This is a genomic window from Aestuariimicrobium sp. G57, from assembly GCF_050110855.1.
Taxonomy (GTDB): Bacteria; Actinomycetota; Actinomycetes; order Propionibacteriales; family Propionibacteriaceae; genus Aestuariimicrobium.
In genome coordinates, this window is sequence record NZ_JBNINW010000009.1 from 43,780 (window position 1) to 67,842 (window position 24,063).

Consider the following 24,063-nt stretch of genomic DNA (forward strand, 5'->3'; position numbering starts at 1 on the left):
CCTGGCTGTTCAACTGGAAAATGGTCGTGACGACCATCATGCTGTCGGCCGTCTGGTGGGGGCCGGTGCTCGGTCCGAACGGGATGCCGGCGCTGCCGGGGCCGGTCGGCACCCAGCGGCCGGGGGCCACGCCGACGACCGCTGGGACGACTGCTGCGCCGACGGACGGGCCGACTGCCCAGCCGAGCACGCCGGCCACGCCCAGCACGTCGGCCGCGCCCAGCAAGCCCGCCACGCCAGAGCCCACCGACCACATCCGCGGCCAGGTGATCGTCCGGTTCGTGGCCGGGGCCGACCGGGATGCGGTACTGCAGCGGGCCGCACGGGCGTCCGGGGTGACCAACCCGCAGGTGCAGCGCGAACTGGCCACGGGTGCCCACCTCGTGCAGGTCGCGGGTGACGCGAAGGCGTTCAGCGCGGCGCTGGCCGCCGACCCCGGGGTGGTGAATGCGCAGGTCAACGGCAAGGTGCGGCGCGCGGCGACTGCGACCGATCCGCGCTACCCGCAGCAGTGGTCGTTGCACCCCGTCACCGACACCTCTGCCGGCAGCATCAACATCGGCCCCGCGTGGGACCGGTCGTTGGGTGCGGGCGCGCGGGTGGCGGTGCTCGACTCGGGCAGGACGAACCATCCCGACCTGGTCGGGGCCTGGCTCGGGGGTTACGACTTCATCGCTGATGCCATCGACGCGGGCGACGGCAACGGACGTGACGGGGACCCCACGGACCCGGGTGACTACTGCCTGGACACGAGTGAGGTGTCCAGCTGGCACGGTACGCATGTGGCGGGCATCGTCGGGGCGCGACGCAACAACGGCATCGGCGTGGCGGGGGTGGCCCCCACGGCAAGGATCGTGCCGATCCGGGTGCTCGGGCGCTGCCAGGGCAGCGAGGCCGACCTGATCGATGCGATGGTGTGGGCGGCCGGTGGCAAGGTGCCGGGCATGGCGCCCAACCCCTACCCGGCGCGGGTGCTGAACATGTCGCTGGGGATCGAGGCCGGGTGCTACACAGAGATGGGCATCGCCGTGCGGGCCGTGCGCAACCTGGGGGCGCTGCCGGTGGTGGCTGCGGGCAACTTCAGCAAAGATGCCTCGACATTCTCGCCGGGCAATTGCCAGGGGGCGTTCACCGTGGCGTCCAACACCCGCGACGCCGGGCGGGCCAGCTATTCAAACTACGGCCTTGCCGTCAACCTCGCGGCTCCCGGCGGTGACGGCACCAGCAATCCCATCGTCAGCACCATCCTGGCCGACACCTATACCAACCAGGGCGGCTACACCTATGAGGGCATGAGCGGCACGTCGATGGCCGCCCCCCATGTGGCAGGGGTCGCGGCGTTGCTGCTGTCGCTGAACCCGCGACTGACCCTGGCCCAGCTCGAGGCGATCCTGGTCGAGTCGGCTCGTCGGGCACCATCGTGCGATGGCTGCGGCGCCGGGATCCTCGACGCCGCGGCGGCGGTCGCGCGGGTGCCACAGTTGGCCTCGGCGGGAGTGTCCGGGCAGGCGCTGACGCTCAGCGGCTCGGGGTTCACCCGGGTGACCGAGGTGTGGGTTGGTTCGAAGCAGGCCTCGTTCACGACCGTCGACGACCGGCGGATCACGGCGACGCTGCCCGCGGGACTGGCCCCGGGACGGCATGCGGTGTGGGTCGTCACGGGCGGGGTGCGGTCGGGCACCGTGCTGGTGACGGTGGGCTGACGAGGGCCGGGGTCGGGCTCGGGCATCCATCAGGTGGCGGCTCCTGATCTCGTCCATGGTGGCCCTGGGGGTGCAGACGTGGCGCTGGTGTCACGAATGCGGGTGGTTTCGGCGTTCTGGCCTGCGGACGTGACTCTGGTGTCACCTGTGCAGGTGTGGGGGCTCCAGCGGTGCCGAACTGTCGGTACTCGAACGGTTCGGCACCACTGTGGGCCGGTACCCCCACCGCCGCCCCCGATGAAGCCCATCGCGGGGTCACACTGGGCCCAATACCCCACCCCCGCCGAATCACGGCTGACCCGGGCTCCTAGGCTCTCTTCGTGCTGGCGGAGCATCTGCCCCGCCCGAGAAGGGATGCAGTGCAGGTCGCAGTCGTCGGGGCGGGGATCGCAGGGCTCGTGCTGGCCCAGCGCCTGCGTGAAGCCGACATCACGCCCATCGTCATCGAAGCCGCTGACCAGGTGGGCGGCCAGGTGCGCACCCGCAACCTGTGGGGCCAAACGGTCGACGTCGGGGCCGAGGCCGTGCACCTGGCGTCACCGGCCGTCGCGCGCTGGTTCGACCAGCTCGGTCTGGGCGAGCGCGTCGTCCCCGCGAACCCCGGGACGTCGCTGCTGCTCACGCGCCGCGGACTGAAACCGCTGCCCGCCGGCGTCGGCCCCGTCGGGCCCACGCGCATCGGGCCGGTGCTGCGCTCGGGGATCCTGTCCCCGGCCGGGCTGGTGCGCGCAGGCCTCGAGCCGCTGCTGGCCCCGTGGCAACGCATCGAGGGCGACGTGTCGGTGGGGCGGTTCGTGCGCTCCCGGTTCGGCGACGAGGTGGCCGAACAGTTCGTCGAACCGATGCTCGGCAACCTGCACGGCGGCGCCATCGACCGGCTCTCGCTGCTCTCGACGGCCCGCCAGCTCGTGCCCGCAGCCCGTGAGGGCCGTTCATTGCTGCCGCGCCCGCGTCTGCCTCGTCCCCACACACCCACTGGACGCACGCAGCCGGGACATGCCTTCGCCTCGCTGCCGGGTGGCCTCACCGAGTTTGCCCGGGCCCTGGCCGGCGGGCTCGAGGTGCGGCTGGGTCAACCCGTCCGGGCCATCACGCCGGCTGCTGCGGGCTGGACCATCCACACCGCGGGCCAGACCCTGACCGTCGACGCCCTGGCCCTGGCCTGCCCGGCTGCCGTGGCCGCCGACCTTCTGGCCCCCCACGCGGCCGCCGCTGCGGAGGCCCTGCGCGTCGGCCGCACCGCCGACGTCGCCACCGTGGTGCTGGCCTACCCCCGCACCGACGATGAGCTGCTCAATGCCAACGGACTGCTGCTGCGGGCCCGCGACGGGCACCTCGTGAAGGCCATGACGAACCTCGACCGCAAGTGGCCCCACATGCACCACCCCGACCTGCGCATCATCCGCGCGTCGGTGGGGCGGGTCGGCGAGGGCCGTCTGGCCACGCTCGACGACCACGACCTCGTGGCCCGGGTCGTCCACGAACTGCACACCATCGCCGGGCTGCCTGCCGCGCACGCGGAGGCGCACGTCGAGCGTTGGCCGGGCGCGATGCCGCAACTCGAGGTCGGCCATGCCGAGCGGCTGCTCGCGGTGCGCCATGCCCTCGCCGACCTGCCGCCCGTCGTGCTGGCCGGCGCACCGTACGACGGCATCGGGGTCAGCTCGGCCATTGCCTCGGGCGAGGCGCGGGCAGACGACCTGGTCACGGCACTCCATGAACCCAGCGAATCGAGGCAGCATGTCCACCACTGAGCAGGCCACCACCACGCGCACCACCCCCGTCGTGCGGATGGGCCACTACGACCCGCACGACCGCCCGTTCATCGTCATCTGGGAGGTCACCCGCGCCTGCGCGCTCGTCTGCAAACACTGCCGCGCCGACGCGCAACACCGGGCCCACCCCGACCAGCTGACCACGGCGCAGGGCGTCGAACTGCTCGACGAGATCGCGGCGTTCGGTCGTCCACAACCCATCGTCGTGCTGACCGGGGGAGACCCCTTCGAACGCGCCGACCTCACCGACCTGGTGCGCCACGGCACCAACCTGGGCCTGGCGATGTCGGTCTCGCCGTCGGTCACCCCCAAGCTGACCCGCGAGCGCGTCGCCGCGCTGCACGACGCCGGCGGCAAGGCCATGTCGGTCTCGCTCGACGGCGCGAGGGCCGCCACGCACGATGCGTTCCGGGGCATTGACGGCACGTTCGCGCGCACCGTCGAGGCCGCGGCGATGATCATGGACGAGGGCTTCAGGCTGCAGGTCAACACCACCATCACCCGTCACAACGTGCGCGAGTTGCCGCTGCTGCTCGCCGACGTCATCGGCATGGGCGCGAAGATGTGGTACCTGTTCTTCCTGGTGCCGACCGGCCGTGGCGCCCAGCTCTCGTCGCTGCACCCGGACGAGAAGGAGGACGTGCTGCACTGGCTGCACGATGTCTCGGACCGCATCGCCATCAAGACCACCGAGGCACCCCAGTACCGGAGGGTGGCGCTGCAGCGCGATGCCTGGCGCCGCGACGGCGTCCCCATGCCGCAACGCGGCGAACTGTGGCACTGGCTCACCGCCGAGACCACCCGGCTGCTCGGGGCAGCGCCCGATAGGCCGCGCGTGCCGCGCGCGCCGATGGCGGTGAACTCGGGCAACGGGTTCGCGTTCATCGACCACATCGGCGACGTCTACCCGAGTGGGTTCCTGCCCTATGTGTGCGGCAATGTGACCCGCGAATCGTTCCGGGACATCTACCGCAACGCCGACATGATGCGCCAGCTGCGTCGACCCGACGAGTTCGGCGGCAAATGCGGGGTGTGTGAGTTCAACACGGTGTGCGGCGGCTCGCGCTCGCACGCGCATGCGGTCACCGGTGACCCGTTGGCCGCGGACCCGACGTGCCCTTACATCCCGGCGGGGTGGGCGAACTAGGCGTCCAGCGATGCGCGGATGAGTCCGGTGAGGTGCCGGACCGGGGCGTGGTGCAGGTCGGCGATCGCGTCATGCAGGCGCCGCGCCCGGGCCTCGTCCATGACGGTGCCCAACGCGGTCAGCGACTTGGCCTCGAGCTGGGCTGGCGTGAGGGGTGCCGCGGGGTGACCCGGCGGGTAGGTGGCCACGGCGCTCGAGGTGCCGCCGGTGTGGTGCACGTCGACGCGACCGCCGAAGCGGGTGTCGTCGTTGGCGCCCAGGTCGGTGATGACCTCGACCCGGGCGCGCAGGTCATGGATGTCCTGGCGACCCAGCGCCTTGTCACCCACCTGGTCGGGCCCCACGGCACCGTCGACCACCGCCGCCGCCAGCAGCCACGTGGGCGAATAGCGCGCACCTTCGGCATCAACCGGGCGCCCGACGCGCATGATCTGGGTGACCAGGGGGTCGACGTGGGCGACCACCTGGGTGATGTCGGACGACGGGACGCCGGCATCGGTCACGGCATCGATGGCCGCCGCCAGCGCCCCGTGCACTGACCCGCAGCAGGGGTACAGCTTCTGGATGAGTCCCCACCGGCTCTCGATGCCGTGCGGCTGCTCGGCGCCCTCGCGCACCTGGCGCTCGGCCTCGAGGGCTTCGAATTCGCCACCGAAGCAGGCGAGCATGCCGCTGGGCCCGAGCAGCCAGTCGGGGCTGGCGGTCGCGCCTGCGCGGGCCAGGAGTGCGGCCTGGATGCCGGCGCGGGCGGCGTTGCCCGCATGGAAGGCCTTGGTCATGGTGCCGAAGTTGGCGCGGATGCCGGCGGCACCCGAGGCGGCGATGGCGAGCGCGGTGGCCGTGCGCTGTGTGTCGAGGCGCAGCAGGCGGCTGGCGGCTGCCGCGGCACCAATCGTGCCGATCGTGCTGGTGGCGTGCCAGCCGCGGCGGTAGTGGGCATGCGACAGGGCCAGTGAGGTCAGGTGGTCGGCCTGGTAGCCCGCGAGGTAGGCCTGTACCAGCTCGGCACCGGTGCTGTCGAGGGCCTCGGCCAGGGGCAGCAGGGTGCCGAGCAGCACCGAACTGCAGTGGCCGTGCATGGGGTGGTGGTAGTCGTCCCAGTCGAGGCTGTGCGCGGCGGTGCCGAGCACGAACGCGGCGTCGTCCACGGCCAGCATGCGGTCAGCGAGCCAGTCGCGTGCCGCGAGGTCGAACGAGCCCGTCGCGAACACGGTGGCGGCTGCGCAGGCGGCCTGCGGCAGGGGAGCGCCCGCGATGACCACGGGCAGGGTGTCGGTGATGGCGACCCGGGCACGGTGCAGCGTCACGGCTGCTGTCCACGTACCCGAGGCGGCTGCGGTGGCGATGGCGGTCTCTGCGGTGCCCATGGGGATCCCTTCTGAATTGTGATACTGTCAACAGTACACAGATGGTGCATTCTGGTGTGTCTCTTCCTGTTCGCGCATCATTCGGGGGACGATGCACGCAGCATCTGGCGCAGATCAAAATTGAGGAGGCCCCGTGACCAGCCCCGTGACCAACGGAGTCGTGACGAACGCGCACTTTGGCTGGGGCGGGTTCGGGGTCACCACCACGCGCGATGTCGCCGAGCACCACCTGCGCCAGGCGATCCTTGAGGGCCGTCTCGAACCGGGGGAGCGCCTCAATGAGGTGCTGATTGCCGAAGAACTGGGCATCAGCCGCGGACCCCTGCGCGAGGCGATCCAGCGGTTGGCCAGCGAGGGCCTGTTGCACCAGGTGCGCAACAAGGGCGCCTTCGTGCCGTTGGTCGACCATGCCGAACTCGGTGAGTTGTACGAGGCGCGCATCGCCCTCGAACGACGGGCAGTCAAGCTGGTGGCGCGCGACCTGGCCGCCGAGCACAAAAGCGAACTGTCGAAGATGCTGGACGAGACCACCGCTGCTCTGGAGTCCGGCGATTCTGCGGCCTACCCGCCAGACCTCGACTTTCACCGGGCCCTGTTCGCCATGGCTGACAATGCGACGCTCACGCGGTTCGCCACCGAGGTGCAGGCGCGCATCCAATTGGCGCGGGCCCGGTCGGCGCGTGACCACCAGCGTGCCATTGCCGCGCTGCAGGAGCACCGGGCCATCGCCCAGGCCGTTGTCGACGGCGACGCCGAGCTGGCCTGCGACCTGATGGAGACCCACCTCTACCACTCGCTGAAGAACGCCAAGCTGGCGCTCTGAGCGCCCGCCGCTTTCTGCTCCCCGCCGCCACACCCACGCCCGCCCGCCACATCCCGCCTCCGCCCGCCACATCCCACTTCCGCCCGCCACATCCCACTTCCGCCCGCCACATCCCACGTAGCTGGCGTTGTTCGACCTGGCTGGCCTCTAGAGCGCCAGCCACGTCGAAGAACGCCAGCCAGGTGGGGGTGGGGCAGTGGTGGGGGGAACCGGTGGGGTGAACCAGTGGACCGCGGCCCCACATGCGTGGCGTGGTCGGGCTGCCGTCGTCCTCGACCCCGCCGACCAGAAGAATTCGCACCAGGACCACTTTCTCTGGTCGAGAAGACCGGTCACGGCAGAAGAACTCGCCGCCATGCAAGTTCTTCTGGTTCCGGGGTGGTGGCGCTCTGGGGACGAGGCATCGGCGACGGCCCGGTATGACCCCCGCCACACTCCACGCCCGCCCGCCACATCCCACGTAGCTGGCGTTGTTCGACCTGGCTGGCCTCTAGAGCGCCAGCCACGTCGAAGAACGCCAGCCAGGTGGGGGTGGGGCGGTGGGGCGAACCGGTGGGGCGGTGGGGTGAACCAGCGGGGGTGAACCAGCGGGGGTGAACCAGCGGGGGTGAACCAGTGGACCGCGGGCCCACATGCGTGGCGTGGTCGGCTGCCGTCGTCCTCGCCCCCCCGGTGACCTTCTGGAACGAAGATTGCCGATTACCAACTGTTGACAGTTGCCAGTTGGCATGTGAAGCTAGAACTCAAGCGCCACCGAGCGCGGGCTTACAGCAACGAAGCAAGAGCCTAGGAGAACCCACATGACTGAGAACATCAGCGTCCGCGAGGCGGAGGTCACCTTCACCCGCAAGGGTGCGGCCCCCATGACCGCACTCAAGGCGCTCAACCTCGACATCGAGCCCGGTGGCTTCGTGTCGATCGTCGGCCCCTCGGGCTGTGGAAAGACGACCCTCCTGCGAGCCATCGGTGGCCTGCAGCCCCTGACCGGCGGCGAGATCCGTGTGGGCGGCGATGTCGTCATCAAGCCGCGGCGCAGCACTGCGTTCATGTTCCAGGCGCCCACGCTGCTGCCCTGGTTCACCGTGAACCAGAACTGCCTGGCCCCCGCGAAGTTGCGTGGCAAGGTCACCACCGACTACAAGGACCGCGTCAGCGCACTGCTCGAGCGTGCCGGTCTGGCCGGCTTCGAGGACAAGTACCCCTCGGAACTCTCGGGCGGCATGCAGCAGCGCGTCTCGATCGTGCGGGCGCTGGGCCAGAACCCCGAGGTGCTGCTGCTTGACGAGCCGTTCGGCGCCCTCGACGCAATGACCCGCGAACAGATGAACTTCGACCTCAACGCGATCTGGCGCCGCGAGAAGGTCACCACCGTGCTCATCACCCACTCGATCCCCGAGGCAGTGCTGCTCGGCCAGCGGGTGGTCGTGATGAGCTCGCGGCCCGGCCGCATCGTCGATGACATCGAGGTGCCGTTCGGCCCCGAACGCACCCCCGCGGTGATGGACGACCCCGAGTTCGCTCGCATCACCGCCCACGTCCGGTCCTATTTCGCCAAGGACACCGATGACGCCGAGAAGGGCCCGACCCGTGTCCGTGACTGAACTGAAGGCACCCACCATGACTGACACCACGACCACCACGCCGAAGCGTGGCTCGGCCGCCCCGGCCGGCGGTGGCGACACCGCGCTGCCGGTCAAGACCACCAACCCCGGTCGTCGAATCGCCTCGAAGGTGGGTGGCGGTCTCGTGCCGTTCATCAGCATCATCGTGGCGATGGTGGCCTGGGAGGTGATCCCGCGGGCGCTGAACACCCCGAGCTTCATCTTCCCCCCGCTCAGCGAGGTGCTGGCCAAGCTGTTCGATGCCAACACCCTCACCCTGATCTGGCAGCACACCCAGGTCACCTTCTATGAGGCGATGATCGGCCTGCTGATCGGCATTGCCGCCGGCGTCGGCACCGGCTTCGTGCTCGCTGAATGGGACATCGCCCGCCGGGCGCTCTACCCGTTCATCGTGGCCTTCCAATCGATGCCCAAGGTCGCCCTGGCGCCGCTGTTCATCATCTGGTTCGGGTTCGGCTACACCCCGAAGATCCTCGTCGTCGTGATGCTGGTGTTCTTCCCGATGCTGGTCAACACCATGAACGGCATCCTGTCGACTGACTCCTCGCGCCTCGACCTGTTCCATTCGCTGTCGGCCTCGAAGTGGCAGATCTGGAGCCGCCTGCTGCTGCCCAGTGCCCTGCCGTCCATCTTCGCGGGGCTCGAAGTGGCCGTCGTCAACTCGTTCATCGGCGCCATCACCGGTGAGTTCGTCGGTGCCAATGCCGGCCTTGGCGTGCTGCTGCAGCAGTTCAAGACCAATTACGACACCGCCGGTGTCTTCGCGATCCTGATCGTCCTCGCGCTGATCGGCATCGCCCTCAACCAGATCGTGCGCCAGACCCGCCGTCGGCTGATCTTCTGGCAGGCCTGAGGGCCGTCCACCACCAACCCACCGCCTCACACCATCCCTAAGGAACCATCATGCGCAGGCGCACCTTCTTCACCGTCTCAGCTGCACTCGCGGGCGCCGGACTCATCGCCGGCTGCGCCCCCGACGTGCCCGGCCAGAACAAGCAGGACACCAACCTGACCCTGCTGCGGATCGCCCCCTCGTCGGCCATGGCCGCCCACTGGGCCCAGTTCGCCGTCGCCCAGGAACAGGGCTACTTCGCCGACGCCGGCATCCGCATCGAACTGCAGTTCCCCGGTGGCTCGGCCGATGTCATGCAGGCGCTGGCCACCAACCGCGTCGACATCGGCGGCCCCACCCCGGAAGCCGCCCTCTCGGCCCTGGCCAACGGCCAGAAGGCCCGGATGTTCTACAACTGGTCGCGTGAGGCCGTGCAGTCGCTGGCCGTGCTCGAAGCCTCGCCGGTGCAGTCATTTGCTGACATGCGCGGCAAGAAGATCGGCGTGCAGACGATCTCGTCCGGTGCCAAACTGCTCGCCGAGGCCGCGCTGCGCGATGCCGACATCGACCCCGCCAACGTCACCTTCGTCGCCGTCGGCGTCGGCGTCGCAGCCATGGATGCGCTCAACCGCGCGGCCGTCGATGCCTTGATGCTGTGGGACACCGAGTACGTGCTGATGGAGGAGTCCGGCACCAAGCTGCGCACGATCCTGCCCGACAGCTACAAGCAGCTGTTCTCGACCGGGTTCGTCGCCACCGACGAGAGCATCGCCTCGAAGAAGGACGCCCTCGCGGGCTTCGGCAAGGCCTGGGCCGAGGCCACCGTCTGGGCCACCGCCAACCCCGAAGAGGCGATCAAGACGATGTGGAAGCTGTACCCCCAGACCAAGACCTCGGACGATCCCGCCCTGCTGACCAAGCAGGTGGCGATCTTCAAGGCCCGCAACGAGAAGGCCATCGCCGGCGACCCCGCGGGCACCAGGAGCTTCGGCAAGTTCACCCCGGAATCGGCCAAGGCCTGGACCGAGTTCGCCGCCGAATACGGCATCACCAAGACCAAGGTGAACCCCGACGACTTCTACACCAACGAGTTCGTCGAGAAGTTCAACGACTTCAACGTCGACGAGATCACGGCCAAGGCCAAGAGCGCCAAGTCATGAGCCCGCTCGAGACGGCCGCGCCCGCAGGGGTGCGGCCCCACCCCAAGGAAGTCCGCATGACCACCACCGCCCGACCCCCTGTGCCCGGCATCGTGCGCAACCGCGACCCGCACGAGTTGCGCCGCCAGCTTCGCGCCGACCTCGCCGGCACCCGCCCGCTCGTGGTGCCCGGCGTCACCGACGCACTCGGTGCCCGGCTCGTCGAACGCGCAGGCTTCGGGGCCATGTACGTCACCGGTGCTGGCATGTCGAATGCCCTGTACGGACTGCCTGACATCGGTCTGGTCTCGCTGGCCGAGGTCGTCGAGAACGTCTCGCGCATCACCGCAGCCATCGACATCCCCGTCGTTGTCGACGCCGACACCGGCCACGGTGGCCCGCTCAACGCGATGCGCACCCTCACCCAGCTCGAACGGGCCGGGGTGGCGGGGATCCAGTTCGAGGACCAGGAGATGCCCAAGCGTTGTGGCCACTTCGACGACCACACGCTGATCCCGGGCCGCCACATGGCCGCCAAGATCGACGCCGCAGTCCAGGCCCGCCGCGACGACCAGCTGGTCATCATCGCCCGCACCGACGCCCGCTCTGCCGAGGGATCGATCGACGCCGCCATCGAACGGGCCCACCTCTACCGGGAGGCCGGAGCTGACGCCCTGTTCATCGAGGCACCCCGCACGATCGAGGAACTGCAGCAGGTCGCCGATGAGTTCCGCGGCATCCCGCTGGTGGTCAACGTCGTCGAGGGCGGCAAGACGCCCCAGCTCACCGTTGAGGATTACGCGAACATGGGTTACACGTTCGTGCTGTTCGCCAACTTCTTGATGCGCTCGGTGATCCACGCGGCCCAGGAATCACTCGGCTACCTGCGCCGCAATGGCGAGACCACCGGGTTCGAGGACCGCATCGCCACGTGGCAGACGCGCCAGGAACTCGTCAACCTCAGTGACATGGCACGGGCCGAGGCCTTCTATGACCAGCCGTGGGGAGAACGTGCATGAGCGTGCAGGACCTGCCTGAAGTGTGTGACGTGCTGGTGCTCGGCGGTGGCCTGGCCGGCACCGCCGCCGCACTGGCCGCCGCCGAGGCCGGAGCCCACGTCGTCCAGCTCGAAAAGCAGGACGCCATCGGCGGCTCGACGGTGCTCTCGGCAGGCCTGTCGGCATTCGCCGGCACCGACGAGCAGGCCGAGGCCGGCATCGAGGATTCGGATGAGCTGCTGCGCGACGACATCATCGCGACAGGCTTCGGCAAGGGCGACCCCGCACTCGTCGACCTGTACTGCCGTCACCAGCGCGACACCTACCGCTGGCTGAAGGGCCATGGGGTGCGCTACGGGCACCTGCACGCGGCCGCCGGCCAGTCGGTGCCACGTTCGCACCCCACCGACACCACCCGTATGCTCGCGCTGCTCACGGCCGCGGCAGCCGAACTTGGGGCGAGCCAGTTCACCGGCATCGCCGCCCGCCGGCTGCTGCGCGAGGACGACCGCGTCGTCGGCTCCCTGGTCGAGGACGCCACCGGCGCGCGGCGCGAGATCCGGGCCGGTGCCGTGGTGCTGGCGACCGGCGGCTTTGCCCGCAACCGCGACATGCTCGAGAAGTTCGCCCCGCAGATGCGACTGGCCCACCAGGCCGGGGGCCAGGGCAACGTCGGCGAGGGGCTGCAGATGGCCTGGGCGCTCGGCGCCGACGTCATCGACACCCCCTGGATCAAGGGCACCTACGGCGTCCACCCCCGCCCGCACGCCGGGGAGCACGGCACCGGTATCCACGCCATCTACAAGGGCGGCATCGCCGTCAACAAGCAGGGCATGCGCTTCGTCGATGAGTCCCTGCCCTACAAGGTGGTCGGCGATGCCAACCTGGCCCAGACCGACGGCGAGACGTGGCAGGTCTTCGACGAGCGGGTGATGGCCGCCTCCGACGCCTCAGTCGCGATCTTCGACTTTGCCGGGCGACGCGACTGCGGCATCCTCATCAGCGCCGACAGCATCGAAGAACTCGCCGCCCTGATGGATGTGCCTGCCGAGGCCCTGGTCGGGACCGTTGACGAGTACAACCGCCGCGTCGCCGCTGGCGAGCCCGACCAGTTCGGCCGCGAGCACCTGTCCGGCCGGGTGGGGGAACTGTTCCCCCTGGTGGCGCCCCCGTTCCATGCCCACCTGTCGGGTACCGTCGTGCTCGCCACCTATTGCGGGCTGCGTGTCGATACCTCGATGCGGGTGCTCGATGTCTTCGGGCAGACGATCGACGGGCTGCATGCGGTGGGTGAGATCATCGGTGGGTTCCACGGCGGCGGTTACATGACCGGCACGAGCATCGGCAAGGCCGGTATTTTCGGACGAGTGGCCGGCCAGGTGGCGGCCGCCGCAGTGAAGGGCCGGGTGGCCCATGTCTGAAGCGACCCCTGACATGTTCGACCTGACCGGCGAGACTGCTGTCGTCGTCGGCGCAGGCATCGGCGGGCTCGGCGCCCGCGCCGCCCAGGAGCTGTCGCGCCGCGGCGCCAACGTCGTGCTCGCCGACCACCCCGGGCGTGCCGACGACCTCGCCGCCAGCGCCGCCACCCTGGCCGGCCCGTGCAGCACCGCCACCTGCGATGTCACCAGCGAGGACGACGTGAGCGCGCTCATGGCCCATGCGGTCGCGACGTTCGGCGGCCTTGACGTGGTCGTCAACTGCGCCGGGGCCATGCTGCGCAAGGAGTTCGACCAGACCACCGTCGAGGACTTCGAGCGCCTGCTGCGGGTCAACACCCTGGGCAACTGGCTGTTGGCCCGCGCCGCGGGCGTGCAGATGCTGGCGGCCCCGCCCGCCCGCGGTGGCCGCATCGTGCTGATGAGCACCGTCTATGCCGAGCGGGTCGGGCCCATCCCCGAATCGGCCTACTACGCCTCGAAAGCAGGCGTGGTGAACGTCACCCGGGCACTCGCCCAGGAACTCGGCCCCCACGACGTGCGGGTGAACTGCCTGGCGCCCGGGGTCTTCTACCCGACCGGCATGACCGCCGCGCTCGACGAAACCCCGGACCGCCTCGAGTGGTTCGCCGCCCGGACGATGCTCGGTCGCAACGGCGACCCGGACCACGACTTCACCGGCCCGCTCGTCTTCCTGTCCACCCCTGCCTCGTCATTCGTGACGGGCCAGGTGCTCTATGTCGACGGGGGCTGGTCGGCTTGGTGATCCCACCAGCAGACCTCGTCCTCGCACCCTTCACACAGACCCGAACGCCGCAGAACCGACCAAGGAGAAACCCGACATGACCGCACCCACCGCATCGACCACCGCCCTGCTGATGCTCGACTACGAGGTGGCGCTGACCGAGCAGGGCCCGCACGCGAAGATGCCGCCCCTGATCGACCAGGTCGAGCAGCGGGGCGTCATCGCGACGGCCGGCCGGGTACTCGCTGCGGCGCGGGCGGCGGGCGCGCGGGTCATCCATGTACGGCTCGCCTTCGACGACGCCTACGGGCTGCGCACCAACCAGCACCCGCGCTTCGACGGCTACCCGAACAATCGCGCCATGCTGGCGACCTCGCCCGAGGCGGCCTTCACCGCGCCGCTCGCCCCGACCGCCAACGAGACGGTGGTGCAGAAGGGTGGGGTCGATCCGTTCATCGGCACCGCGCTCACCGAAATCCTCATCGGCGCCGGCATCCGCACCGTCGTGCTGGGCGGTGTCGCCACCAACCTGGTCGTCGAATCGGCCGCCCGCACTGCCTGCGACAAGGGCTTTCAGGTGCGCATCGTCGAGGACATGTGCGCCTCGTTCGACCCCGAACTGCACCGCCTCTCGTTCGAGAAGCTGATGCCCCTGTTCGGCAAGGTCACCACCGCGGACGAGGTGATTGTTGATGAATTCGCCGGCTGAGGCCCCCCGCGCGCCGGGTGCACCGCTGCGGCTGTGGCACCAGAGCTTCACCGTGCTGGGTGATGTGCCGCACTACCATGCAGCCCTGCAGCGCCACCTGGTCCAGGCCCTGGGCGACCCGCGCACCACCATCGACCTGCACGGCATGGCGCCGGGCACCTATCCCAGTGACTACCCGGGTTCGCACATCGGGTATGCCTACCTGTTCGGCCTGCACAAGGAACAGTTCGTCCATGCTGCCCTGCAGGCCGAACAGCAGGGCTATGACGCCTTCATGATCGCCACCATTCCAGACACGGCATTCGAAGAGGTGCGCAGCCTCGTCGACATCCCCGTCGTGACCTTCGGGCAGGCCTCGGTGCTGGCCGCCGCCCAGTTGGGCGACTGCGTCGGCATCGTCAACTTCATCGGGGCGCTGGTGCCGCAGCTGCGGCGCAACTTCGAGCACTACCGTCTCGACCGGCTGGTGGGGCCGATCGTGCAGGTCGCCGCGGAGTTCACCGACATCATGGCCGCCTATGCCGACCCCGGGCCGCTGCTGGGTGCGTTCACCGATGCGGCCCGCCGCGCCATCGCCGCCGGCGCGACCGTGATCGTCCCCGGTGAAGGACCGCTGAACGTGTTCCTGGCCGACCGGGGAATCGTCGAAGTTGACGGTGTGCCGGTCGTCGACTCACTCGGCACCCTGGCGGCCACGGCCGAACTGCGCGCCCGTGAGCACCAGCGCTCGGGCCTGAAGCCGGGGCGCACCGGGTTCTTCGGCACCCGTCCCGACCCCGACCTGGTGCGCGCTGCCCGGGAGTTCTATGGGATTCCCCAGTCGCTCGACGCGCACCAGCCCTGACACCCATGCACACACCCACGAGGACGAAGGAGTCCTAGTCATGAACCAGTTCGACCACACCTATGACGTCGTCGTCGTGGGCGCCGGCGCCGCAGGCCTGTCTGCGGCACTGAATGCCCACGAGGCGCTCACCGCCGCCAACGGCTCGGCCCGCGTGGCCATGCTCGAGCGGTCCACGCCCGACCTGCGCGGCGGCAACACCCGCTGGTCCGGGGCGTTCCTGCGGCTCAAGGACCGCACCCACGCTGTCGACGACCTGGCCGAGTACGGCGTCAAGGTCTCCCGTGGCCAGGCGTCCGGCGCCTACTACGAACGCCTCGCCGAGAAGGTGCCCGAAGCTTTCGGGTGGATGGTCGACAAGGGTGTGCAACTCGAGGCCCTGCCCACGATCTTCCTGACCGCCTCGGCCACCCGGTTCTCACCCGTCGGCGGCGGCGAACACATTGTCGAGACCCTGTTCAGCGCGGTTGAGCAGACTGACATCGAGGTGCTCTACGAGACCTCGGCAGAGAGGCTCGTCACCGATGATGAGGGCGCCGTCACCGGGCTGGTCGCCCGCAACCGCGAGGGCCGCCTGGTGCGGCTGGGTGCCGGTGCCGTGGTGCTGGCCTGCGGTGGGTTCCAGGCCAATGGCGAGATGATGTCGCGCTACGTCGGCGAGAACGCCTACCGCATCCCCCCGATCTCGAAGGGCGGGCGCAACAACCGCGGTGACGGGCTGCGCATGGCCGTCGAGGTTGGCGGTGCGACCGCGGGGCAGTTCGACATCTTCCATGCTGAACCGAAGGACCCACGTTCCGAGGTCGCCGAGGCCGTCGTGATGACCTACCCCTACGGCATCGTCGTCAACATCGAGGGCGATCGGTTCATCGACGAGGGTGCCAACACCGTCGACCAGACCTATGAGCGGGTGGCCCGGGCGCTGTTCAAGCAGCCCGACTCGCTGGCCTATGCCGTCTTTGACCAGCAGGTGCTTGCGACCCCCGGCTACGAGCATGCGGTGCTCACCGACGTCGCCCCGATCCAGGCCGGGACGATCGCCGAACTCGGGGCCGTGCTCGGGATGCCGGACGGTGCGCTGCAGCGCACTGTGGCCGACTACAACGCCGCCTGCCCGGACGACCGCTCCGGCTATGACCCGCTGCGCCTCGACGGCGCGGCGGCCCAGCCCGAGGGCCAGCCGGCCAAGTCGAACTGGGCGCGTCCGCTCGACCAGGGTCCGTTCTTCGCCTACCCGCAGATCTGTGCCAACGTGTTCACCTTTGGCGGGGTCAAGACCGATCTCGAGGCCCGCGTGGTGACCTCGGACGACCACCCGATCCCGAACCTGTACGCGGCGGGTGAACTGACCGGGCTCTACTTCGAGATGTACGCCGGATCGACGTCGGTGATGCGCTCGATCACCTTCGGACGGATCGCCGCACTGAACGCCGCCGCCGCGCTCAGCGTGCCCGAACATTCGGCGCTGGCATGAACCAGACAAGCACACCTGATCAGGTCGACGTCATCGTGGTCGGTGGCGGCAACGCGGGCTTCTGCGCCGCGCTGGCCGCCGCCGAACGCGGGCGCCGCGTCGTCCTGCTCGAGAAGTCGCCGCAACTCTTCGCGGGCGGCAATTCGTACTACACCCACGGCGCGACCCGCATCGTCCACGACGGACTCGACGATCTGGCAGCGATCCTCGAACCGGACGAACGCCATGCCGTGAGCGTGGTGCCGACGTACACCGCTGAGGAATACATCGACGACATCACCACGCTCTCGCAGGGGCGCAACGACCCAGAACGCACCCGGGTGCTGGTCACGGAATCACACGACGCCCTGGTCTGGCTGCACTCGCTGGGCATGAAGTACGAACTGCTCTATGGACGCCAGGCACACTTCCTGCCCGACGGGTCGATCCACTTCTGGGGCGGGCTGCACGTCGGCAATGTCGGCACCGGTGTCGGCATGATGCGCGACTACACGGCGGTGGCGCAACGTCTGGGCGTCGAGATCCGCTACGAACAGCGGGTCACTGCGCTGCTGCGTGATGGCGACGGACCCGTGACCGGAGTCGTCATCGAGGCGCCTGACGGTTCGACGACGCAGCTCACGGCCGAATCGGTCGTGCTGGCGGCAGGCGGGTTCCATGCCAGCCCCGACCTGCGCGCCGAACACTACGGCGAGGAGTGGCGTGACGTGGTGGTGCGCGGCACGCCGTCGAGCACCGGTGACCTGCTGGTCGCGGCGACGGCCATCGGCGCGGTCACCGAGGGTGACTTCGAGTCGCCGCACTCGACCATGATCGATGCGGACTACCCCGAGAACTCCAGCAACCGCGAGCTGACGAACACCCTTGCCCGGCTCAGTTACCCGGTGGGGATCATGGTCAACAGCGACGGTCACCGCTTCGTCGACGAGGGCGCCCACTTTCGCAACTACACCTACTCCAAGATGGGTCGCCACGTGCTGGCCCAGCCCGGTGGCCGGGCCTGGCAGCTGTTCGACAACTCCGTGCGGCCTGACCTGCGCGTCGACCAGTACGACATGCCGGGGGCGAGCGTCATCACCGCCGACAGCATTGAGCAGCTCGCCGAAAAAGCGGGCATCGACCCGGTGGGCCTCGCCGCCACCGTGGCCGAGTTCAACGCGTCGGTCGACCAGTCCCACCCCTACGACCCCACGGTGCTCGATGGTCGCCGTGCTGATGTCGAGCCGCCAAAGTCCAACTGGGCCGTGGGGCTGTCGCACCCGCCGTACTGGTGCTACCCGGTGACCTGCGGCATCACGTTCACCTACGGCGGCCTCGCCTCAGACGCCGACGCCCGGGTGCTGGACGAGTCCGGCGCGCCCATCGCCGGGCTGTTCGTCGCCGGTGAGCTCATGGGTGGGCTGTACTACGGCGGTTACCCGGGTGGCACCGGTCTGGCTGCGGGCCAGGTTTTCGGACGACGTGCAGGGGCCAGGGCCTGAAGCAGCCGCCGGCGGGCCCACACCCGCACTGTTCTGGACCCCGCACTAGGCTGAACCCATGACCGACCTCGCCGCACGCATCGATGATGTCTTCGCCGCCACCCTCGACAACCTCATGGGACTCGTCACGATCCCGTCGGTGAGCGCCTGGTCTGACCACGCCGAGATCGTGCAGGCCAGCGCCGACACCATCGTGAACCTGCTCACCGACCTGGGCTGCCCCGATGTGCGGATCGTCGCCGAGGGCGGCCAGCCCGCCGTCATCGCCCGGTTCCCCGCGCCCGAGGGCCAGCCGACGGTCTGCCTGTACGCCCACCACGACGTGCAGCCGCCCGGCCCCGCCGAGGGCTGGACGACCGAGGCCTTCACCCCGCAGGTGCGCGATGGCCGGCTGTACGGCCGTGGTGCCGCCGATGACAAGGGCGGGTTCGCCGCACACCTGGCCGCGCTGCGCGCCTTCGACGGCAAGCCCCCGGTCGGGGTGACCCTGTTCATCGAGGGTGAAGAAGAGATCGGCTCGCCGTCGCTCGCCACCATCCTCGAGCGTCATGCCGACCTGCTGGCCGCCGACGTCTACGTCATCGCTGACTCGGTGAACTGGCAGGTGGGCGAGCCCGCGTTCACCACCACCCTGCGTGGCCTGGCCGATGTCGTCGTCGAGGTCTCGACGCTGAAGCACCCGTTGCACTCGGGCCAGTTCGGCGGCGTCGTGCCCGACGCCCTCGGTGCGCTGGTCTCGCTGCTGGCCACGCTCACCGACGCGGACGGTACCTGCGCCATCGAGGGGCTGGTCCGGGGCAAGGCCGATGACCTTGACTACCCCGAGGACCGGCTGCGTGACGAGGCGGGCCTGCTCGACGGTGTGGCCCTGACCGGCACCGGGCCGCTGGTTGACCGCATGTGGTCAACCCCGGCGGTGAGTGTGCTGGCCATTGATGCGCCGAGCGTCGCGGACGCGTCCAACACCCTGCAGCCCAGCGCACGCGCCAAGGTCAGCGTGCGCGTCGCGCCCGGGGACGACGCCCGCAGCGCACTCGACGCCCTGAAACGCCACCTGCTCAACCATGCCCCGCACGGCGCCCACGTCAGCTTCGGTGCCGAATCGGTCGGCCAGCCCGGCATCGTCGCGTTCGAGGGGCCGGCCTGTGAGGCCGCCCGCGATGCCTACCGCGAGGCCTGGGGCGGTGTCGAGCCGGTGTTCATGGGCTGCGGCGGGTCGATCCCGATGGTCGCCGACTTCCAGCAGGCCTTCCCCGGTGCAAGCGTGCTGGTCACCGCCGTGACCGACCCCGATTCGCGCATGCACGGGCTCGACGAGTCGCTCGACCTGGGCGACCTGCGCAGGGCCGGGCTCGCCGAAGCGCTGCTGTTGCAGCGACTGGCGCGCTGACAATCGACGAACCCTGGTCACAGACGCACGCTCATGACCGACGAACCGCCGCGCTGGCGCCCACCCGTCTTCGAGACCTGGATCGACAGGCAGGTGCGCGAGGCGACCGAGCGCGGCGAGTTCGACAACCTGCCCGGCGCCGGCAAACCGGTCGACCTGGGCGACCCCAACGACGAACTGTGGTGGGTACGCCGCAAACTTGCCAACGAAGACCTGACGGCGGCCCTGCCGACCAGCCTGCAGCTGCGCAAAGAGAAGCAGCACATCCAGGACACTCTCGCTGACGTGCATGACGCGACCCTGGCGAAGCGGCTCATCGACGACCTCAACGACCGCATCCGCGACGCGAATGCCCGCCAGGTCGAGAAGGTGCCGATCTTCACGGCACCGCTCGATGTCGAGGCGACGATGGTCGAGTGGCGCCGTCGGCGCGCCTGACGCGTAAACTGTGCCGGGTGCATGTGACTCCGCGTCGTCCCGGTGATGGTCGGCTGACCCAGGAAATTGATCCACAGGACCAGGGCCCGCAGGATGCCTGCGGTGTCTTCGGCGTCTACGCCCCCGGTGAAGAAGTCGCGCGGCTGACCTTCTTCGGCATGTATGCGCTGCAGCACCGCGGCCAGGAATCGGCCGGCATCGCCGTGAGCAACGGCAAGCGCACCATGGTCTTCAAAGACATGGGCCTGGTCAGCCAGGTCTTCGACGAGGGCACGCTCAGCTCGCTGCAGGGCCACCTGGCGATCGGCCACACGCGCTACTCGACCACCGGCGCGTCCATCTGGAACAACGCGCAGCCGACGTTCCGGTCGGGGCCCCGCGGCGGCATCGCCCTGGCCCACAACGGCAACCTCACCAACACCGACGAGCTCGAGGCGTGGCTGACCGACCGCGACGCCACCGTCGACGTGCCGCACAAGCAGACCATGGACTCGACCAACGACACGTCGCTGGTCACCGCGCTGCTGTCGACCTATGACCTGCCGCTGGACGAGGCCGCGCACGAGGTGCTGCCGCGCCTGCAGGGGGCGTTCTGCCTGGTCATGATGAGCGAGAACGTGCTGGTCGCGGCCCGCGACCCGCAGGGCATCCGCCCGCTGGTGCTGGGCCGGCTCGAGCAGGGCTGGGTCGTCGCCAGCGAGACCGCGGCCCTCGACATCGTCGGCGCGAGCTTCATCCGCGAGATCGAGCCGGGCGAGATGGTGGTGATCGATGCCGCGGGCCTGCGCAGCAGCCGGTTTGCGAAGGCGAACCCCAAGGGCTGCCTGTTCGAATACGTCTACCTGGCCCGGCCCGACACGGTGATCGCCGGGCGTCGCATCCACAACGTGCGGGTCAAGGTGGGCAAGTACCTGGCCGAAGAGGCCCCCGCCGATGCCGACCTGGTCATCCCGGTGCCGGAATCGGGCACGCCCGCCGCGATCGGTTATGCCGCACAGTCGGGCATCCCGTTCGGCCAGGGCCTGGTCAAGAACAACTACGTGGGCCGCACGTTCATCCAGCCGTCCGACACGATGCGCAAGATGGGCATCCGGCTCAAGCTCAACCCGCTGCGCGATGTCATCGCCGGCAAGCGACTGGTGGTCGTGGACGATTCCATCGTGCGCGGCAACACCCAGCGCCAGCTGGTGCGGATGCTGCGTGAGGCCGGTGCCGCCGAGGTGCACGTGCGCATCTCGTCGCCGCCGGTGGAATGGCCCTGCTTCTATGGCATCGACTTCTCGACCCGCGCCGAGCTGATCGCCCCCGGGCTGAGCACCGACGAGATCTGCCGCTCGATCGGCGCCGACTCGCTGGCCTACATCAGCCTCGAGGGTCTGGTGAAGGCCACCCACGTGCCGAAGGACAACCTGTGCCGCGCCTGCTTCGACGGCAAGTACCCGGTGGCCGTGCCTCCGGGTGCCGCCGAGGTGATGGGCCTGCCGGCGCACACCCCCGAACAGCCCGAACAGCCCGCGCACGCTGAGCACGCCGAGCACACCCCGCACACCGCGCACACCGACAGCCAAGGAGCCGATCGATGACCGACGCCACTGCCGCAGACACCACCCAGTCGGCCTACGCCCGGGCGGGTGTCGACATCGAAGCCGGTGACCGCGCCGTCGAGCTGATGAAGGCCCACGTCGCCCGCACCCGTCGCCCCGAGGTGCTGGGTGGGCTCGGCGGTTTCGCCGGGTTCTTCGACGCGTCGGCGCTGAAGGGCTATGCGCACCCGGTGCTGGCCACCTCGACCGACGGCGTCGGCACCAAGGTCGCGATCGCCCAGGCCATGGACCGCCACGACACCATCGGCTTCGACCTGATCGGCATGCTCGTCGACGACCTGGTCGTCTCGGGCGCCGAGCCGCTGTTCGTGACCGACTACATCGCCTGTGGCAAGGTCGTGCCCGAGCGCATCGCCGACATCGTCAAGGGCATCGCCGCGGGCTGCGAGGCCGCCGGTGCCGCGCTGCTGGGCGGCGAGACCGCCGAGCACCCCGGCCTGCTCGGTCCTGACGAGTACGACATCGCCGGCGCCACGACCGGTGTCGTCGAGAGGGACGACATCCTGGGTGCCCACCTGGTCGCCGACGGTGACGTGGTGCTTGCGATCGCCAGTTCGGGCCTGCACTCGAACGGCTATTCGCTGGTGCGCAAGGTGCTGCTGGCCGACGCCGGCTGGTCGCTCGATCGTGAGGTGCCTGAACTCGGGACGACGCTCGGCGAGGCGCTGCTGGTGCCCACCCGCGTCTATGCCAAGGACCTGCTGGCCATGATCAGCGATGCCCGGGCAGCTGGTGGTGTGCACGCCATCAGCCACATCACCGGCGGTGGCTTCGCCAACAACCTGGCCCGGGTCGTGCCCGATGACCTGGCGGTCACGATCGAGCGCTCGACGTGGACACCGCCCGCGGTCTTCCAGCTCGTGCAGCAGGTCGGCAAACTGTCACAGCCCGACATCGAGGCCACGCTGAACCAAGGTGTCGGCATGGCCGTGGTGCTGCCCGAGCAGTCGGTCGCGGCGGCCCAGCAAACACTGGCCGCGCGCGGGCTGCACTCGTGGGTCTGTGGGGCTGTCGGCGTCCGGGGTGGGCAGGACCACGCGGCAGTGACGATGGTGGGGGAGCACCCCCACGGCTGACATGCGCTGAGGGCGAAACGCCCGGTCCCGAGGCTCGGTGCTGCTTTGGCTCGCCGCCCTGCCTCTAGTACCCTTGCTCTCACGAACGTGACTACCACCATTCCGCGGATTCCGCGATGACTACAGCGAGGGGGTCGACCCAATGGGGCGCGGCCGTGCAAAGGCGAAGCAGACCAAAGTCGCACGCGATCTGAAGTATCGAACCGTCGACACCGATTTTGCTTCCTTGGAGCGTGAGCTCCGCAGCAGCGATTCGTCCGCCGGTGGCGGACTCTACGACGAACCGGACTACAGTCACCTCGCTGCCGCCTATGGCGACGACGATGATGACGAGGCCGGTTACGACGACGACACCGCCGGTTACGACGATGAGGACGACGAGCGCCGCTGAGGCGGACGCTCCTCACTGATCAGTCGGCCGTCCCTCGCGCGGCCCGGGTTCGATATCGTCAGGCCCATGCAGTGGGATGACGACTCGGTGCTGCCCGGCTACCAGATGGCGGTCCTCGACCTGGTGTCCCCCGAACTCGCCCCCGGCGAGCCGGAGGACACGGTCATTTCGGCCACCCTGGTGCGCCGCAACCCGCCGCAGCACGACCGCGCGGTTGTCTACCTGCACGGCTGGAGCGACTACTTCTTCCAGACCTGGCTGGCCGACTGGTACGACGCACATGGCCACGACTTCTATGCCGTCGACCTGCGCCGTTACGGGCGCAGCCTGCGCGAGGGGCAGCTCGGCGGCTACACCACCGACGTCAGCGACTACTACGACGAGCTCGACCAAGCTGTCGCCGAGGCCCGCCGCGAACACTCCCATGTGACCCTGATGGCGCACTCGACGGGTGGACTGATTGCTGCGCTGTGGGCCAATGACCGTCCGGGCATCCTCGACGGGCTGGTGCTGAACGCGCCATGGATCGACTTCCAGGGTTCGCCGCTGCTGCGCAGCGCTGCCGCGGCGATCGCCAAGAACTTCGGCGGCCGCGACCCGAACCGCGCCGCCATGACGATCCCGATGCCCGACCACAACATCTACATCCGCTCGATCCACCGCAGCTTCGACGGCGAATGGGACTTCGACCTGAGCCTGAAGCGCAACCCGGCATTCACGATGCGCCCGGGCTGGTTCGGTGCCATTGCGCTGGCCCAGGAGCGGGTGCGCCGGGGGCTGGCGATCGACGTGCCGGTGCTGGTGCTGCTGAGTGCCCGGTCCGATTTCGGGCGGCGGTGGAAACCTGAGGTGCAGACGGCGGCCGACACGGTGCTCGACGTTGAGAAGCTGGCCCGGCGGGCCGTGCAGCTGGGGCCGAACGTGACCGTCGTGCGCATCGACGGGGCCCTGCACGACGTGCTGCTGAGCCGTGCCGAGGTGCGCGACCGGGTCTGGGACGCGATCGAGCGCTGGACCCGGGCGTGGCTTGAGGATGTGCGCACGACTGATTGAACGTGAGACAATT

21 protein-coding genes are annotated in these 24,063 nt (G+C 69.4%); 20 read left to right on the top strand and 1 reads right to left on the bottom strand.

The features are described 5' to 3' along the window. The first annotated feature begins 26 nt into the window (after nt 1–26). The 3 genes from ACQCX5_RS14650 (at nt 27) to ACQCX5_RS14660 (ending at nt 4,625) form a co-directional block, all read left to right on the top strand. Entirely contained in the window at nt 27–1,703 is a 1,677-nt protein-coding gene (locus ACQCX5_RS14650) for a S8 family serine peptidase (protein WP_434541927.1), read from the top strand. A 359-nt stretch (nt 1,704–2,062) separates the two neighbouring features. Then, nucleotides 2,063–3,457 (top strand): protoporphyrinogen oxidase, encoded by a 1,395-nt coding sequence (gene hemG, locus ACQCX5_RS14655; RefSeq protein ID WP_434541928.1) that lies wholly within the window; start codon nt 2,063–2,065, stop codon nt 3,455–3,457. After that, nucleotides 3,444–4,625: a TIGR04053 family radical SAM/SPASM domain-containing protein gene (locus tag ACQCX5_RS14660; RefSeq protein WP_434541929.1), complete on the top strand. Its 1,182-nt coding sequence runs from the start codon at nt 3,444–3,446 to the stop codon at nt 4,623–4,625. The genes hemG and ACQCX5_RS14660 overlap by 14 nt, the downstream gene beginning before the upstream one ends. Here the strand turns inward: ACQCX5_RS14660 and ACQCX5_RS14665 are convergent. Beyond that, a complete protein-coding gene (locus tag ACQCX5_RS14665; RefSeq protein ID WP_434541930.1) occupies nt 4,622–5,992 on the bottom strand; it encodes an MmgE/PrpD family protein in 1,371 nt (456 codons plus the stop codon). The two genes, ACQCX5_RS14660 and ACQCX5_RS14665, sit on opposite strands and share 4 nt — an antisense overlap. A 133-nt stretch (nt 5,993–6,125) precedes the next feature. On the opposite strand from ACQCX5_RS14665, the gene ACQCX5_RS14670 reads away from it, so the two are divergent. The 17 genes from ACQCX5_RS14670 to ACQCX5_RS14750 all read left to right on the top strand — a co-directional run bounded on the left by ACQCX5_RS14670 (nt 6,126) and on the right by ACQCX5_RS14750 (nt 24,050). Beyond that, nucleotides 6,126–6,815 (top strand): GntR family transcriptional regulator, encoded by a 690-nt coding sequence (locus tag ACQCX5_RS14670; protein WP_434541931.1) that lies wholly within the window; start codon nt 6,126–6,128, stop codon nt 6,813–6,815. Between the two features lie 800 nt (nt 6,816–7,615). Continuing rightward, entirely contained in the window at nt 7,616–8,416 is an 801-nt protein-coding gene (locus tag ACQCX5_RS14675; RefSeq protein ID WP_434541932.1) for an ABC transporter ATP-binding protein, read from the top strand. Nucleotides 8,417–8,432: 16 nt separating this feature from the next. Further along, the gene (locus ACQCX5_RS14680) at nt 8,433–9,290 is read left to right on the top strand and encodes an ABC transporter permease (RefSeq protein WP_434541933.1); all 858 of its coding nucleotides are present in this window, start codon (nt 8,433–8,435) and stop codon (nt 9,288–9,290) included. Between the two features lie 50 nt (nt 9,291–9,340). Continuing rightward, nucleotides 9,341–10,429, top strand: a complete 1,089-nt coding sequence (locus ACQCX5_RS14685) for an ABC transporter substrate-binding protein (protein WP_434541934.1) — start codon at nt 9,341–9,343, stop codon at nt 10,427–10,429. 56 nt (nt 10,430–10,485) lie between these two features. Continuing rightward, complete coding sequence (locus tag ACQCX5_RS14690; protein ID WP_434541935.1) at nt 10,486–11,427, top strand: isocitrate lyase/PEP mutase family protein; 942 nt, start codon at nt 10,486–10,488, stop codon at nt 11,425–11,427. Next, nucleotides 11,424–12,827 carry an FAD-dependent oxidoreductase gene (locus ACQCX5_RS14695; protein WP_434541936.1) on the top strand — a complete coding sequence of 468 codons (1,404 nt, stop codon included), beginning with the start codon at nt 11,424–11,426 and terminating at the stop codon, nt 12,825–12,827. Before ACQCX5_RS14690 ends, ACQCX5_RS14695 begins: the two co-directional genes overlap by 4 nt. Then, the gene (locus ACQCX5_RS14700) at nt 12,820–13,611 is read left to right on the top strand and encodes an SDR family NAD(P)-dependent oxidoreductase (RefSeq protein ID WP_434541937.1); all 792 of its coding nucleotides are present in this window, start codon (nt 12,820–12,822) and stop codon (nt 13,609–13,611) included. The genes ACQCX5_RS14695 and ACQCX5_RS14700 overlap by 8 nt, the downstream gene beginning before the upstream one ends. 76 nt (nt 13,612–13,687) lie before the next feature. Then, nucleotides 13,688–14,299: an isochorismatase family cysteine hydrolase gene (locus ACQCX5_RS14705; protein ID WP_434541938.1), complete on the top strand. Its 612-nt coding sequence runs from the start codon at nt 13,688–13,690 to the stop codon at nt 14,297–14,299. After that, nucleotides 14,283–15,143 carry an aspartate/glutamate racemase family protein gene (locus ACQCX5_RS14710; protein WP_434541939.1) on the top strand — a complete coding sequence of 287 codons (861 nt, stop codon included), beginning with the start codon at nt 14,283–14,285 and terminating at the stop codon, nt 15,141–15,143. Before ACQCX5_RS14705 ends, ACQCX5_RS14710 begins: the two co-directional genes overlap by 17 nt. Nucleotides 15,144–15,183: 40 nt before the next feature. Beyond that, complete coding sequence (locus tag ACQCX5_RS14715) at nt 15,184–16,617, top strand: FAD-binding protein (RefSeq protein WP_434541940.1); 1,434 nt, start codon at nt 15,184–15,186, stop codon at nt 16,615–16,617. Continuing rightward, nucleotides 16,614–18,098, top strand: coding sequence for an FAD-dependent tricarballylate dehydrogenase TcuA (gene tcuA / locus ACQCX5_RS14720; protein ID WP_434541941.1), 1,485 nt, complete (start codon nt 16,614–16,616; stop codon nt 18,096–18,098). Before ACQCX5_RS14715 ends, tcuA begins: the two co-directional genes overlap by 4 nt. 58 nt (nt 18,099–18,156) lie before the next feature. After that, nucleotides 18,157–19,488 carry a dipeptidase gene (locus tag ACQCX5_RS14725; protein ID WP_434541942.1) on the top strand — a complete coding sequence of 444 codons (1,332 nt, stop codon included), beginning with the start codon at nt 18,157–18,159 and terminating at the stop codon, nt 19,486–19,488. 33 nt (nt 19,489–19,521) lie between these two features. Then, entirely contained in the window at nt 19,522–19,926 is a 405-nt protein-coding gene (locus ACQCX5_RS14730) for a DUF1992 domain-containing protein (RefSeq protein WP_434541943.1), read from the top strand. Nucleotides 19,927–19,949: 23 nt separating this feature from the next. Then, on the top strand, nt 19,950–21,509 hold the full coding sequence (gene purF, locus ACQCX5_RS14735) for an amidophosphoribosyltransferase (protein ID WP_434542202.1): 1,560 nt from the start codon (nt 19,950–19,952) through the stop codon (nt 21,507–21,509). Further along, a complete protein-coding gene (gene purM / locus ACQCX5_RS14740; protein ID WP_434541944.1) occupies nt 21,506–22,606 on the top strand; it encodes a phosphoribosylformylglycinamidine cyclo-ligase in 1,101 nt (366 codons plus the stop codon). Before purF ends, purM begins: the two co-directional genes overlap by 4 nt. Before the next feature lie 142 nt (nt 22,607–22,748). Next, nucleotides 22,749–22,997, top strand: coding sequence for a DUF3073 domain-containing protein (locus ACQCX5_RS14745; protein WP_434541945.1), 249 nt, complete (start codon nt 22,749–22,751; stop codon nt 22,995–22,997). A 66-nt stretch (nt 22,998–23,063) separates the two neighbouring features. Further along, nucleotides 23,064–24,050, top strand: a complete 987-nt coding sequence (locus ACQCX5_RS14750) for an alpha/beta hydrolase (RefSeq protein ID WP_434541946.1) — start codon at nt 23,064–23,066, stop codon at nt 24,048–24,050. Nucleotides 24,051–24,063 lie beyond the last annotated feature (13 nt).